Annotated in this window: 15 protein-coding genes; 12 read left to right on the forward strand and 3 right to left on the reverse strand. The window is 75.3% G+C overall.

Going from position 1 to position 14,271, the window contains the following annotated elements; translation table 11 throughout:
* Positions 1-14: 14 nt before the first annotated feature.
* The 11 genes from ACI784_RS04265 (at position 15) to ACI784_RS04315 (ending at position 10,897) form a co-directional block, all read left to right on the forward strand.
* Entirely contained in the window at positions 15-995 is a 981-nt protein-coding gene (locus ACI784_RS04265; protein WP_456921637.1) for a ribose-phosphate diphosphokinase, read from the forward strand.
* Between the two features lie 231 nt (positions 996-1,226).
* On the forward strand, positions 1,227-1,919 hold the full coding sequence (locus ACI784_RS04270) for a 50S ribosomal protein L25/general stress protein Ctc (RefSeq protein WP_456921638.1): 693 nt from the start codon (positions 1,227-1,229) through the stop codon (positions 1,917-1,919).
* Between the two features lie 56 nt (positions 1,920-1,975).
* Entirely contained in the window at positions 1,976-2,563 is a 588-nt protein-coding gene (pth, locus tag ACI784_RS04275; RefSeq protein WP_456921639.1) for an aminoacyl-tRNA hydrolase, read from the forward strand.
* Between the two features lie 310 nt (positions 2,564-2,873).
* Complete coding sequence (locus tag ACI784_RS04280) at positions 2,874-4,256, forward strand: sugar transferase (RefSeq protein ID WP_456921640.1); 1,383 nt, start codon at positions 2,874-2,876, stop codon at positions 4,254-4,256.
* 157 nt (positions 4,257-4,413) lie between these two features.
* On the forward strand, positions 4,414-5,679 hold the full coding sequence (locus tag ACI784_RS04285) for a DUF1972 domain-containing protein (RefSeq protein WP_457012592.1): 1,266 nt from the start codon (positions 4,414-4,416) through the stop codon (positions 5,677-5,679).
* Complete coding sequence (locus ACI784_RS04290; RefSeq protein WP_457012593.1) at positions 5,676-6,434, forward strand: CDP-alcohol phosphatidyltransferase family protein; 759 nt, start codon at positions 5,676-5,678, stop codon at positions 6,432-6,434. The genes ACI784_RS04285 and ACI784_RS04290 overlap by 4 nt, the downstream gene beginning before the upstream one ends.
* Entirely contained in the window at positions 6,431-7,090 is a 660-nt protein-coding gene (locus ACI784_RS04295; RefSeq protein ID WP_456921643.1) for a hypothetical protein, read from the forward strand. Before ACI784_RS04290 ends, ACI784_RS04295 begins: the two co-directional genes overlap by 4 nt.
* Before the next feature lie 4 nt (positions 7,091-7,094).
* On the forward strand, positions 7,095-8,273 hold the full coding sequence (locus ACI784_RS04300) for a glycosyltransferase (RefSeq protein WP_457012594.1): 1,179 nt from the start codon (positions 7,095-7,097) through the stop codon (positions 8,271-8,273).
* A gap of 137 nt (positions 8,274-8,410) precedes the next feature.
* Complete coding sequence (locus ACI784_RS04305; RefSeq protein WP_456921645.1) at positions 8,411-8,884, forward strand: adenylyltransferase/cytidyltransferase family protein; 474 nt, start codon at positions 8,411-8,413, stop codon at positions 8,882-8,884.
* Positions 8,881-9,630 (forward strand): polysaccharide deacetylase family protein, encoded by a 750-nt coding sequence (locus ACI784_RS04310; protein WP_457012595.1) that lies wholly within the window; start codon positions 8,881-8,883, stop codon positions 9,628-9,630. The genes ACI784_RS04305 and ACI784_RS04310 overlap by 4 nt, the downstream gene beginning before the upstream one ends.
* A 4-nt stretch (positions 9,631-9,634) precedes the next feature.
* Positions 9,635-10,897 (forward strand): oligosaccharide flippase family protein, encoded by a 1,263-nt coding sequence (locus tag ACI784_RS04315; protein WP_457012596.1) that lies wholly within the window; start codon positions 9,635-9,637, stop codon positions 10,895-10,897.
* Between the two features lie 81 nt (positions 10,898-10,978).
* Here the strand turns inward: ACI784_RS04315 and ACI784_RS04320 are convergent, their stop codons facing one another.
* A complete protein-coding gene (locus tag ACI784_RS04320; RefSeq protein ID WP_456921648.1) occupies positions 10,979-11,245 on the reverse strand; it encodes a hypothetical protein in 267 nt (88 codons plus the stop codon).
* Between the two features lie 179 nt (positions 11,246-11,424).
* Here ACI784_RS04320 and ACI784_RS04325 point away from each other — a divergent pair, with 179 nt between their 5' ends.
* The gene (locus ACI784_RS04325) at positions 11,425-11,763 is read left to right on the forward strand and encodes a hypothetical protein (protein ID WP_457012597.1); all 339 of its coding nucleotides are present in this window, start codon (positions 11,425-11,427) and stop codon (positions 11,761-11,763) included.
* A 15-nt stretch (positions 11,764-11,778) separates the two neighbouring features.
* Here ACI784_RS04325 and ACI784_RS04330 read toward each other — a convergent pair whose 3' ends face one another.
* Both ACI784_RS04330 and ACI784_RS04335 read right to left on the reverse strand, forming a co-directional pair.
* Entirely contained in the window at positions 11,779-13,017 is a 1,239-nt protein-coding gene (locus tag ACI784_RS04330) for a hypothetical protein (RefSeq protein WP_456921650.1), read from the reverse strand.
* Positions 13,018-13,019: 2 nt separating this feature from the next.
* Positions 13,020-14,201, reverse strand: coding sequence for a YveK family protein (locus ACI784_RS04335; protein WP_456921651.1), 1,182 nt, complete (start codon positions 14,199-14,201; stop codon positions 13,020-13,022).
* Between the last annotated feature and the right edge of the window lie 70 nt (positions 14,202-14,271).

The raw sequence follows: 14,271 nt of genomic DNA on the forward strand, positions 1-14,271 counted from the left end.
GGGCAGTTGAGCCGATGAGCGCCATCCGGCAGACCACCAGCAAGAGCCTGATGCTGTTCTCCGGCCGGGCCTACCCGGAGCTGACCGACGAGATCGCCGGCCACCTCGGCGTGACCCCGACGCCGACGGCGGCGTACGAGTTCGCCAACGGCGAGCTGTTCGTGCGCTTCGAGGAGTCCGTACGCGGCTGCGACGCCTTCGTCGTGCAGAGCCACACCGCACCGATCAACACCTGGCTCATGGAACAGCTGATCATGGTCGACGCCCTGAAGCGGGCCTCGGCCAAGCGGATCACCGTGGTCGCGCCGTTCTTCCCCTACGCCCGGCAGGACAAGAAGCACCGCGGCCGCGAGCCGATCTCCGCCCGCCTCGTCGCCGACCTGTTCAAGACCGCCGGCGCCGACCGGCTCATGACCGTCGACCTGCACACCGCCCAGATCCAGGGCTTCTTCGACGGGCCGGTCGACCACCTCTTCGCCCTCGACCTGCTGGTCAAGCACGTGTGCGAGCGGTGGGGGGACCGCGACATCACCGTCGTCTCGCCGGACTCCGGCCGCGTGCGCGTGGCCGAGCGGTGGACCGACAAGCTCGGCGGCACCCCGCTGGCCTTCATCCACAAGACCCGCGACCCCATGGTCGCCAACGAGGTCGTGGCCAACCGCGTCGTCGGCGAGGTCGCCGGCCGGGTCTGCATCCTGGTCGACGACATGATCGACACCGGCGGCACGATCGTGAAGGCGGCGGAGACCCTCTTCGAGGCCGGCGCCGCCGACGTCATCGTCACGGCCACCCACGGCGTCCTCTCCGGGCCGGCGGTCGACCGGCTGAAGAACAGCCGGGTCAGCGAGGTCATCGTGACCAACACGCTGCCGATCGACCCGGCCCGCCAGTTCGACAAGCTCACCGTCCTCTCCATCGCGCCGCTGCTCGCGCGGGCGATCAAGGAGGTCTTCGAGGACGGCTCGGTCACGAGCCTCTTCGACGGCGCCTCGTGACCTGGGGCTGCTCGTGCGGGGGTTCCGCCCGCTCCTGCGGCGCTGCGGCACCGCGGGAGCGTGGCGGACGCCGCGGGAGCAGCCTCCTCTGCGTCGGGTACCCTCAGGTGGTTGCCCGGCGAGGGAGACGGCCCGTCCGTACTCCGTGATCGACGTGCGTGTGCCCCGGTCGGGGTGTGCCGCGCCGCGCGCCGGCCACCGACACCGACCCCTCCTGAGGAGCACACCACCGTGGCTGACTTCCGCCTCGTCGCCGAGGCCCGCACCGAGTTCGGCAAGGGCAGCGCCCGCCGCACCCGCCGGGCCGGCCGCGTCCCCGCCGTCCTCTACGGGCACGGCCAGGACGTCGTGCACCTGTCCCTGCCGGCCCGCGAGTTCGCCGCGGCGCTGCGCAACGGCGGCGCCAACGCCCTGCTCACCATCGTCCTGGACGGCAAGGAGGAGCTCGCGCTCACCAAGGCCGTGCAGCGCGACCCGCTGACCCGCCAGCACGAGCACGTCGACCTGCTCCTGGTCCGCCGCGGCGAGCGCACGACCGTCGACATCCCGATCGTCGTCGTGGGTGAGCCGGGCGTGGACTCCATCCCGAACCACCAGCTGAACACCGTCTCGATCGAGGCCGAGGCCACGCACCTCCCCGAGACCATCGAGGTGGACATCACCGGGCGCACCGCCGGCCAGAACATCGCCGCCGGCGACCTGGTCCTGCCGCGCGGCGCGACGCTGGTCACCGACCCGGAGGCCCTCGTCATCGGCTTCCTGGGCGCCCCGACCGCCGAGGCCCTCGAGGCCGAGCTCGCCGAGGCCGAGGCCGAGGCCGGCATCGAGCGCGAGGAGTCCGCCGAGCCCGCCGAGGAGGCCACCTCCGAGATCGAGGGTGCCGTCCCGGCCGACGCCGGCGAGAACACCGGCGTCCAGCCCTGAGCACCACCTCCGGGGCGACCGGGGGCGCCGGCACTGCCGGCGCCCCCGGCTCGTCCGTGTCCGAGGGCCCCTTCCTGATCGTGGGCCTCGGCAACCCCGGCCCCTCCTACGCCGGGAACCGGCACAACGTGGGCGCGATGGTGCTCGACCTGCTCGCCGACCGCGCCGGCATCCGGCTCTCGCCCGGGAAGGGCAAGCGGGCACGGACGCTGATCGGTGAGGGCCGGCTGGCCGGCCGCCGGGTCGTGATGGCCCGCCCCACCAGCTACATGAACGAGTCCGGCGGCCCCGTCCGCGGCCTGCTGGACTACCACTCCATCCCGCCCACCGACCTCGTCGTGCTGCACGACGAGCTCGACATCCCCTTCGCCAGCGTGCGGCTCAAGCGCGGCGGCGGCGAGGGCGGCCACAACGGGCTCCGCTCGATCTCCCGCTCCACCGGGACCAAGGACTACCTCCGGGTGCGCGTCGGCATCGGCCGCCCGCCCGGCCGGCAGGACCCCGCCGACTTCGTGCTCAAGGACTTCTCCGCCACCGAGCGCAAGGAGCTCGACCTCCTGCTCGTGGAGGCGGCCGACGCGGCCGAGGAGCTCCTGACCCGCGGTCTCGAGGCCGCGCAGAACGTCGTCCACCCCCGGAGCTGATGCGTCCCCCCAACCGGTGACGCGCCGGGGGACCCGCTCTCCTATCGGGTGAATGGGCCTGCTCCGCGTTGACCCCGTCAATGACGCTCTGTGATGGTTCCTCCGACGCCGAGCGGAGCTGGCGGGGAAACGTCCAGGTGACGGAGCTGTCCCATCCCCTGCCCAAGTGACCTCGGCTACAGGCTGTCACGCGCGCTCGGGGGAAACCGTGCTTCTCGACCACACGAGGGTCCGGCTGGGAACAGCCGCCCGGCCGCCCGTCGCGGACGCCGCGCCACGGCTGCGGCCCCGCTCCGGAACGCCGGCGTGGGTGCGGCGGTACTCCCTCGCGCTCACGGTCTTCGAGGTGCTCGCCGCCCTGGTGGCCGCGACCGCGGTCCTCGCCAGCCACCCGACCGGGTTCGCGCCCGGCACCGCGCTGTTCTGGGCCGCCGCCGCGCTGACCGTGGCATGGCCGATGCTGCTGCAGGCGACGGGTGCGCACGCCGAGCGGGTCTTCGGCACCGGCAGCGACGAGTACCGCGCCGTCGGCAAGGCCGGCTTCCTGCTGCTCGCCGCCGCGGGCTTCATCTCCTACGCCGCCCACCTGGACCTGAGCCGCGCGCTGGTCGTCGTCGCCGTCCCCGCCCTGACCCTCGGCACCCTGCTCGGCCGCTTCGCCGCCCGCTGCACCCTGCGCGCCCTGCGGGCCCGGGGGCGGTGCACCAAGCGGGTGGTGGTCGTCGGCCGGGGGACGGCCGTCCTCGAGCTGGTGGAGCGGCTGCGCCGCCAGCAGTTCGCCGGGCTGGACGTCGTCGCCACCTGCGTGCCCGCGGTCGACCGGGAGCGGGTGGCCGGAGCGGCCGACCTGCCCGTGGGCAGCATGGACGAGGTCGTGGCGCTCGCCGCCCGGCTGGGGGCCGACACCATCGCCGTCACCTCCGCCAGCGAGACCGCCGCCCAGTACCTGCGCCAGCTGTCGTGGCAGCTGGAGGGCACCGGCATCGAGCTGCTGGTCGCCCCCGGCCTGATCGAGGTCGCCGGCCCGCGGCTGCACATCCGTCCGCTGGAGGGGCTGCCCCTGCTCACCGTCGAGCAGCCGCGCTTCGAGGGCTGGCGGCGCGTGGTGAAGGGCGGCCTCGACCGCGCCGCCGCCGGGTTCGCCGTCGTCCTGATGGCGCCGGTGCTGCTCACCATCGCCGCGGCCATCAAGCTCACCAGTCCGGGGCCCGTCCTGTACCGCCAGGAGCGGGTGGGCGTGAACGGCCAGGCGTTCACCATGCTCAAGTTCCGCAGCATGGTCGTCGACGCCGACCGCCAGGTCGCCGACCTGATGGCGCAGAACATCTCCGACGGGCTGCTGTTCAAGATGCGCTCCGACCCCCGGGTCACCCCCGTGGGGCGGCTGCTGCGCCGGCTGTCGCTGGACGAGCTGCCGCAGCTGTTCAACGTGATCGGCGGCTCGATGTCGCTGGTCGGGCCGCGGCCGCCGCTGCCTGGCGAGGTCGCCCGCTACGACACCTCGGTGCACCGCCGGCTGCTGGTCAAGCCGGGGCTCACCGGCCTCTGGCAGGTCTCCGGCCGCAGTGACCTCCCCTGGGAGGAGGCCGTGCGCCTGGACCTGCGCTACGTGGAGAACTGGTCGCTCGCGATGGACCTGCTCATCCTCGCCAAGACCGTCCGCGCCGTCGTCAGTCGGTCCGGGGCGTACTGACCGTCACCGCCCTCCTCCCCGCGTGACCCCTGCGGGTGAGGGCGTCCGCTCTGCACTCGCCGCGGCGACGGTCGGCGGTGATCCTCACCAGGAGCGACGACACGACTGCGTCCTGCGCGCGACTCGTGTCGTCCCCGTTGCTGTGATCGGAGGCCAGGTGGACCGCTTGAGCATCGCCCTCGTGGGCACGCGCGGCGTGCCCGCGCACTACGGCGGGTTCGAGACCGCCGTCGAGGAGATCGGCCGCCGGCTGGCCGACCGCGGGCACCGGGTCGTCGTCTACTGCCGCACCGTGCCCGGCGCCGAGGAGCCGCCCCCGGCGGAACACCTGGGCATGGAGCTGGTGCACCTGCCGGCCGCCCGGAAGCGGTCCCTGGAGACCCTGAGCCACACCGCGCTGTCGGTGAAGCACCTGCTCGCCCACCGGACGGACGCCGCGATCGTGTTCAACGCGGCCAACTCGCCGCTGCTGCCGGCCCTCCGCGCGGCCCGCATCCCGGTCGCCACCCACGTCGACGGGCTGGAGTGGAAGCGGGCGAAGTGGGGTCGGGCCGGCCGCCGGTACTACCGCGTGGCCGAGGCGCTCGCCGTCCGCTGGTCCGACGCGCTCATCGCCGACGCCCAGGGCATCGCCGACTACTACCGCGACGCCTTCGCCGCGCCCACCACGCTGCTGACCTACGGTGCCCCGCGCATCGCCCCCGGCTCGCACCGGCTGGCCGAGCTCGACCTCGAGCCGCGCGGCTACCACCTGGTCGTGGCCCGGTTCGAGCCGGAGAACCACGTCGACCTCATCGTCGAGGGCTACGCCGGCAGCGAGGCGGCCCGGCCGCTGGTCGTCGTCGGCTCCGCGCCCTACGCCGACGACTACACCCGCCAGGTGCACGCCCTCGCCGACCGGCGGGTGCGCTTCCTCGGCGGCGTCTGGGACCAGGAGCTGCTCGACCAGCTCTACGCCAACTGCTGCACCTACCTGCACGGGCACTCGGTGGGCGGCACCAACCCCTCGCTGCTGCGCGCGATCGGGGCGGGCGCCGCGGTCATCGCCTTCGACGTCGACTTCAACCGTGAGGTCGTCGCCGACGCCGGCCGGTTCTTCCGCACCGCGGACGACGTCGCCCGGCAGATCGGCGCGGCCGAGGCCGACCCGGAGGGGACCGAGCGCGCCGGGCAGCGGGCCCGCGAGCTGGCCGCCGGCTACGACTGGGACGAGGTCGCCGCAGGCTACGAGGAGCTCGCCCGCGCCCTCGCCGGACGCCGCTTCCCGCGGCGCCGGCCCTCCGGACGACGGCGGCCCACCGCCGCCGACGCCCCGCTGCCGCGCGTGTCGACCGTGCCGGCCGTGGACGCGGACGCGGCCGTGGTCGTGCCCGCGCCGGCTCCCGCGCCCGCGGAGGAGAACCTCCGGGCAGGCCAGCAGTGACCGCCACCGTCGAACGGCCGGGCCGCCCCGCCGGGGAGAGCCTGCGCGACACCATCGGCCGTCTCTCGGCCGCGCAGAAGGGCGCCGCCGGGGCGCCGGCCTACTCGCGGTTCGTCAACCGCAAGCTGGGCCGGGTGTTCGCGGCGCTGGCCTTCCACGCCGGCCTCACGCCGAACGCGGTCACCGGCATCAGCGCAGTCTTCACCGCGACCGGCATCGCGCTGCTCGCGCTCGTCCCGCCGTCCCTGCCGATGGGGCTGGCCGTCGCCGCGTGCCTGGTGCTCGGCTACGCCCTCGACGCGGCCGACGGGCAGCTGGCCCGGTTGCGCGGCGGTGGCTCGCCGGCGGGGGAGTGGCTCGACCACATGGTCGACGCCGCCAAGGCCTCGAGCCTGCACCTGGCGGTGCTGATCGGCGCCTACCGCTTCGGCACGGCCGATGAGGCGTGGCTCCTCATCCCCCTCGGCTACTGCGTCGTCGACGCCGTCACCTACTTCGGCACGATGCTCAACGAGGCGCTGCGCGCCCAGCACGGCGTCGCGACCCGCGCCCAGCGCACGGGCCAGCGGGTCGGCGTGAGCCGCTCGCTGCTGACCCTCCCCACCGACTACGGCCTGCTGGCCTGCGTGTTCGTCCTGTTCGGCGCCCCGTCGCTGTTCGTGCCCACGTACACCGTCCTGTTCCTGGCGGCGGCGGCCTTCCTGGCTCTCGCCTCCGTCAAGTGGTTCCGCGAGATGGGCAGGTTGCCGCGATGAGCACCGACACCGATCCCGGGCGCAGCGCACCCGCACCCGCGCCGGTGCGCCGCCGGCTGCTGCTGGCAGCCGCCGCGGCGGTGCTCGTCGCCGTCCTGGTGGTGCTGTTGGTCCTGCTGGGGGACGACGAGGCGACGTCGGCACCGCCGGCCGGGTCGGCTCCCGCGACGCCCACCGCGGCGTCCGACGAGCCGGTCCCGTCGCCGCTGCCGACGCCCGAGCCCACCGGCCCGACCGAGGACGTCGACGAGGCGCCGGAGTCGCTGCCCGAGGTGCCGCTCGACGCGGAGGCCGCGGTCGGCAACGGCATCGTCGCCACCCTGCCGTCGATCGAGGCGATCGAGGGCACCGCCGTGGGGCCGGGCAACATCGCCGGACCGGCGCTGCGGATCACCGTGCGGATCGCCAACGGCACGGCCGAGCCGGTCGCGCTGGGCGGTGTCGCGGTGAACCTCTCCCACGGTCCGGACGCCACCCCCGCCTCGCCGCTGGACGACCCGTCCCGGGCGCCCTTCGCCACGGTGGTGCAGCCGGGTGAGTCGGCCGAGGGCGTCTACGTCTTCACGGTGCCGGCCGACGCCCGCGACTCGATCACCGTCGAGGTCGGCTACGAGGCGGGCGCTCCGCTGCTGCTGTTCACCGGCCCGGCGGCCTGACCCGGTGACCGCTGCCGCGACCCGCCCCTCCCTGCTCGTCGTCCACCCCGGCGCGGAGCTCTACGGCGCCGACCGGGTGCTGCTGGAGTCGGCGACGGCGCTGTCGAGCGCCTTCGACGTCACCGTCGCCCTGCCCTGCCCGGGGCCGCTGGTGGCGGAGCTCGAGGCGCGCGGCGTCCGGGTCGAGCTGTGCCCGATGCCGGTGCTGCGCAACTCGGCGCTGCGCCCGCGGGGTGCGCTGCGGCTCCTGGCCGATGCCGTGCGCGGCGTCGTGCCGGCGCTGCGGCTGCTGCGGCGGCACGGCGAGGCGGGGGTGTACGTCAACACCCTCACCCTGCCGTCGTGGCCGCTGCTGGCCCGGCTGGCCGGACGGCGGTCGATCTGCCACGTGCACGAGGCCGAGCGGTCCGCGCCCCGCCTGCTGCGCCGCGGGATGGCGCTGTGCCCGGTGCTGGCCGACCACGTGGTGGCCAACAGCCGGTTCACCCTCGAGGTGCTGGCGGAGGTGGCGCCGCGCGTGCGGAGGCGCAGCACGGTCGTGCTCAACGCCGTCCGCGGGCCGGCGCTCGCCGCTCCCGCGCGGGCGGACGTCGACGGGCCGCTGCGGCTGCTGTTCGTCGGCCGGCTGTCCCCGCGCAAGGGACCGCAGGTCGCCGTCGCCACGCTGCAGGAGCTGCTGGTGCGCGGGGTCGACGCCCGGCTGACGGTGGTCGGCGCGGTCTTCGAGGGCTACGAGTGGTTCGAGGACGAGCTGCGGCGGAGCGTGTCGGCCGCCGGTCTCGACGACCGCGTCGAGTTCCTGGGCTTCCGGTCCGACGTCTGGCCGCACCTGGCCGCCGCCGACGTGGTGCTCGTGCCGTCGGTGCAGGAGGAGTCGTTCGGCAACACCGCGGTCGAGGCGGTGCTGGCGGCCCGCCCGCTGGTGGTCAGCGCGCACAGCGGGCTGCGCGAGGCGGCCGCCGGCTACGCCAGCGCCCAGGCGGTCGAGCCCGGCGACGCGGTCGAGTGGGCGGACGCCGTCGCGCGGGTGGCGAAGGACTGGGCCGTGTTCCGGGAGGCGGCACAGGCCGACGCGGCAGCGGCCCGCCGCCGGTCGGCGCCCGAGCGCTTCGCGCGGGAGCTGGTGGCCGCGGTCGCCGCGCTGGATCCGCGTGCCGACGACCTGGCGGGTGCGGCGGGGTGACCCAGCGTCACCCGAACGGTGGTTGCAGTGCTGGTCACGGCCACGTTCGGGTGACGAGCCCCTTCCGGGGGATGACGGTGAGTGACGACTGCTGGTGGAGTGGCAGTTCACTCATCGTCCACGGGGGGAACACAGACGTGCCAGTGATCGGCTATGCGCCCGGCGCCTACGACCTCTTCCACATCGGGCACCTGAACATCCTCAAGCACGCGGCCGCGCACTGTGACCGGCTGATCGCCGGGGTCGTGTCCGACGAGATGCTGCTGCTGACGAAGGGCCGGGCACCGGTCATCCCGCTCGCGGAGCGCATGGAGATCGTCGGCAACCTCCGCTGCGTCGACGCCGTCCACGCAGAGGTCGTGCCGGACAAGATCGACACCTGGCGCGAGGTCGGCTTCGACGTGATCTTCAAGGGCGACGACTGGCGGGGCACCGCCAAGGGCACCAAGCTCGAGCAGGACTTCGCCGCCGTCGGCGTGGAGGTCCGCTACTTCCCGTACACGATGCACACCTCGAGCACCGTCCTGCGCCGGGCGCTGGCCGCCATCGAGGCGCAGGCGCCGGCCGAGACGGGCGCCCCCGTGCTCGCCGACGCCGCCCGCCGCCGGTGACCGCCGCCCCGGCGCGGCAGGTGCGCCTGCACGTGCCGCCGGTGCTCATGTACCACTCGATCAGCCCGTCGGCCGAGCCCGACCCGCACCGGCTGCGGGTGCACCCGGACCGACTGGACCGGCACCTGCGGCTGCTGCGCCGGCTCGGGCTGCGCGGTGTCTCGCTGACCGAGCTGGTACGCGCGGTCGACCGCGGGGAGGCCGACCGCCTGGTCGGGCTGACCTTCGACGACGGCTACAGCGACTTCCTCGACCACGCCGTCCCGGTGCTCCAGCGCCACGGCACGACCGGCACCGTCTACGTCGTCGCCGGCCGCATGGGCGGGCAGAACGAGTGGGACACCGGGCCGCGCTTCGACATCATGGACGCCGCCCGCGTGCGGGCCGTCGCGGCCGCCGGCCAGGAGGTCGGCAGCCACACGATGACCCACGCCCGCCTCGCCGGCGCCGACCCGGCGACGCTGGCCGCGGAGGTCGGGGACAGCAAGCGGGTGCTGGAGGACGTCCTCCAGGCCGAGGTGCCCAGCTTCTGTTACCCGTACGGCAGCTACGACGAGGCCGCGGCGGACGCCGTCCGGGCCGCCGGCTACGACAACGCCTGCGTCACCGGCGACTACGCCCCGGGGAACCGGGTCACCCTGCCGCGCTGCTACGTCAGCCCCGGGGACACACGCGCGCACATCGTCGCCCGCCTGGCGCGGCACGTCGTCCGCCAGCGCCGCGCCGAGGCGTCGTCACGGGGCTGACCTCGTGACGTCGCGGGTGCTGGACCTGCTCCGCCGCCGGGCCGTGGCCGCGGTCGTGGGGCAGGGGACGCAGGCGGTCGCGGGACTGGCGCTGCAGGTGGCCGCCGCGCGCGTGCTCGGGGCCGGCGGGCTGGCCGTCTTCGCCCTCGTCTACGGCACGCTCGTGCTCGTCACCGCCGTCTGCAGCGGGCTGGTCGGCGACTCGCTGACCGTGCTGGACCGCACGGACCGCGGCGTGCGCGCCGGGCTGCACGTGTGGACGCTCGTGGTGTCCGCCGGGGCCGGCCTGGTCGGCGCCGTCGCCGCCCTGGTCAGCGGGCTGGTGCCGGTGTGGGCCGGGCTGCTGCTCGGCCCGGCCTGCGCCGCGTTCATCGTCGAGGACACCCTGCGCCGGCTGCTCATGGCCACCGGGCGGTACTGGTCCCTGGCCGTGGTCGACACGACCAGCCTGGTCGGCGCCATGACCGCGCTCGGCCTGGCGGGCGCGACCGGCGGGATCACGCTGAGCTCCTTCGTCGTCGCCCTGCTGGCCGGGCAGAGCGCCGCCGCCGTCGTCGCCTGGTGGCTCGTGCCGGCCGACGAGCGCCCGCGCGGCCCCTGGCGGCGGCCGGCGCTGCGCACCGTCGCCTCCTTCGGGGTGTGGCGGGCGGCGGCGCAGACGATCCGCCCCGGGTCGCTCACCCTGCTGCGCGTGCTCGTGGTGGCCGTGGCCGGCGCCGCGGCGTACGGGCCGCTGGAGGCCGCGCGGGTGTACACCGCGCCGACGCTGACGCTGCTGGCCGGCCTCGGGTCCTTCCTGCTGCCGCACTTCGTCGGCCTGCGGTCCGGCCCGATGGCGGCCGGCCTCCGCGTCGCCGACCGCGCCGCGCTCGGCATCGGCCTGGCCGTGGCGGTGATCGGCGCAGCCGGGCTGCTGGCGCTCCCGTGGCTCGGCCCGCTGCTGACCGGTGGCGACTACGCCGTCCCCGCCGAGGCCGTCGCCGGCTGGGCGGCCTACGCGGTCGCCGGTGCGGCGCTGCTGCCGTACTCCTCGCTCGCCTCCGTCCACGGCGGGCAGCGCCGCGTGCTGGCGCTGCGCTCGCTGGAGTTCGCGTCGCTGGGAGCGGTCGCGCTGCTGGTGCTGCTGGTGCCCGCCGGGACGCCGTGGGCGCCGCTGGCCCTGGCCCTCGGCCCGGCGCTGGCCGCGGTGGCGGTGCGGCAGTCGGTGGTGGTGCCGATGGTGAGACGCAGCTCGCCGGTGCCGGTGCGGGAGCCCGTCGCCGCCTGAGCGGGCGGCCTTTGCGGGCGTTCTCCGCGCTCTGCGGGTACTGCAGCGCCCGCAGAGCGCGAGTTCCACCCGCAACGGGTCTCACTCGTCGCGCGACGGGCGGGCGGACCTCCTCTTGTGCCGGCGGACGCGCTCCGTGCGCGCCAGCACGGCTACCAGCAGGCCGGCGCCCGCCAGGAGGAACGCGGCCAGGTAGGGCCGGATGCCAGGTGTGCTCAGGCGGACCTCGTCCAGGGCGGCGACCCCGCCGAGGAGCACCAGGATCCCGAGCACCAGGACCGCCTGGACGACACGGCTCGTCGCCCGGTCCGGCGTCTCCTCCACCGGCCGCCACCAGCGCGGGCTCATCCCGTGGCGTCCCCCATGCCGCTGATCCTCACGGATGCCGCGACGCGGCGCCTCAGCGACGCGGGTGCGATGCCGCTCGGCCACGTGCGGGCGTCCGCGCCGTCCTCGGACCCCGTGGACACGACGCCGTTCGAGGGACACCCTGCACCACCCTGGGGTGACGGCGCGGAGGAGCGGCCATGGCACGCAACGGGATCGGGGTGCTCGCGGTGCTGGCCGTGGCCGTCGTGGGCTGCGGGCAGACCGACTACTCCGGGGGGCTGGAGCAACCGCCCACCGAGGGTGTCCCGACGGCGGGGCCCGGGTCCGGCGAGAGCATCGCGGCGCACCTGCACTACACCATGCAGAGGAACAACCCCGAGACGCTGTTCGAGGACCCGGACTGCCCCGACGTCCCGGAGGCCGTGCCAGGCGCCGAGGTCACCTGCCAGATGACGGTCGGCGCGGACGAGCAGGAGCGGCGGGACTTCCTCCTCCGCATGGACGCCGCGGGCCTCTGGCAGATCGTGGAGGGATGACGCAGCCTCGCGCGCTCAGCGGCGGCGGAACTCCGGGACCAGCGCGGCGTCCTCCGCCAGCCGCTGCCGTGAGGCGCCCTCGCAGAGCGCCGAGATCGCCAGGAAGAAGAGGAACGCGGGGGTCGCGTCGAACAGGCCGCTCTCCACGACGCTGCGCCCCACGATGAACACCAGCAGGCCGAGGAAGAGCACCCGCAGCGGGTGCGGGGCGTGCAGCGCGCCGCGGAACACCCACAGCGCCCACAGGCCGGCCACGACCATCCCGAGCACGCCGGCCTGCACCAGCAGCGACACCCAGCTGCTGTCGAGGGGCTGGGTGTCCCACCACTGGCCGCGGACCGGGATGATCTTCATCGCGAGCCCGGCGCCGAAGGTCTCCTGCCACCAGGACGCCGGCAGGTCGACCGCGGCCCGCCAGGCGATGAACCGGGACTCCAGCGTGCTGGCGCCGTCCCCGTCGCGCTCCAGGAACGAGGTGACGACGCCGGTCGCGACGGCCGCGATGACCGCGAGCGCACCCAGCACGAGCGCGCTCACCACCAGGCCGACCCGCGGCCGGCGGATCTGCACGGCCATCACCGCGATGGCCACCAGGAGCATGAGCAGGCCGGTGCGGGACTCCGTCAGCCAGATGACCCCGAGGAACCCGGCCCCGGCGACCATCGCCCCGAGGCTGGCCTCCCCGAGGACCGCGCGCCAGGCCAGGAAGGCCACGGCGATGCCCGCCAGCAGCGACATCTCGTTGGGGCTGAGCGCCGGCACGCCACCGGCCAGCCGCCCGTCGGCCAGGGTGGGCAGCCCGGTGACCGCGGCGACCACGGCCACGGCGCCGCAGGCGGTCGCCAGGCTCGTCAGGACCTGCAGCCCGGGGGCGGCCCGGAGCAGGAAGTGCACGGTCGCGCCGAGGATCGCGACGCGGGCCGCGACCACGCCGCCGGAGACCAGGTTGCCGGTGGCCAGCGCGCCGAACATCGAGCAGCCGAGGACGACGCCGAGCCACCACAGCGACGCGCTGCCGACCCGGTGCCGGTGCTGCCCCGCCGACTGGGCGAGCAGGAACGCCAGGCCCATCGCCAGCAGGCAGACGGCCGCCTTGGCCGCGACGACCGGGTCGACCGACCCGGTGAAGTACTCACCCCGCCGCCAGCCCACCGTCGCGGCGACCAGCAGGAACGCGATGAGCAGCACGCTGCGCCGGTGCCGGCCGGCCGCGGGCGACCCCGCCGGCGCGGCGGTCGGGACGGGCGCGCCCACGCTCAGCGGGCGACCGTCAGGGGCTCGGCCGCCCCGTCCGCCACCTTCGCCGCCGCGGCCGCACCGGATGCCGAGGCCGGACGGCGACGGCGGACGGCGCTCACGACCACGGCGAGCGCCGCGACACCGGCACCGGCCAGGATCGACCGCAGCTCGGCCAGCTCGGCCCGCTCGACCCGGCCCGGGGCGACGACCGGGACGACGCCGTCGAACTCCTCGGCGACCTGCTTCCACGTGCGGAGGCTGAGCAGCGAGGAGCCGAGCACCAGGCGGACGCGAGCGGAACCCTCGCGCGGGACGGCGGGCAGCCGGGTGGGGTCCTCGGAGGGGCCGGTCACGATCGTGGCCACGCCGCGTGCGCGCAGCTCCTGGGCGACCTCGTCGGCGAACGCCCCCGGCACGAGCGCCGGGCTGGGGGACGGGGACAGCAGCAGCACCCGCACGGGCCGGTCCTCGGTGAGTGCCTCGATCCGGCGGGCCAGCCGGGCGGCGGGACGGCCGATCAGCGCGCTGCGGCGGGCGTGGCCGGAGGGCCGGGTCAGCAGCGGCGGCAGGTCCCCGTCGCCCCACGCCGCCCGGACGTCGTCGGGACCGTGCACGGTCGTGTCCATCCGGCTGCGGACGACGGCCAGGGCGGCACCCAGGGCCAGCCCGACCGCCAGGCCGAGGCCGAGCAGCAGCGTCGTCTGCGGGGAGTCGGGGCTGCTCGGGACGGTGGCCGGGTTGGTCACCGTGAGGTCGACCGGGGAGACGCCGCCCTCCGGCCGTTCGAGGTCCTCCACCACGACGCGGAACTCCTCGGCGATGGCGTTGGCCACCTCGGTGGCCTCGGTCGCGTCGTGGCCGGTGACGGCGATGTCGATCTGGGAGGTGTCCGGCGGGTTGACGGCCTCGACCCGGGCGCGCAGGTCGGCGAACGACCCGGTCAGGCCGAGGTCCTCGATGACCGGCCCGAGGACGGCGCGGCTGCGGGCGACGTCGGGGTAGCTGGTCACACGCTGGTTGACGAACTGGGACCCGCTCGTGCCCTCTCCGGTGCTCGCCACGAACACCTGGGCCGTGGCGCGGTAGCCGGCCGGCGTGGCCAGGACGACGACCAGCGCGGCCAGCACACAGGCCAGCGTCACGCCGAGGGCCGCCGCCCAGTGGCGGCGCAGCGCCACCGCGTAGTCCTGCAGTTCCATTCTTGACTCCCCGTTCTCGCCGGCCGACGAGGGCGGGGTGGCACACGTGGAGCGACCCGTCCCCCGCCCA

Source organism: Geodermatophilus sp. SYSU D01186 (genome assembly GCF_054050215.1).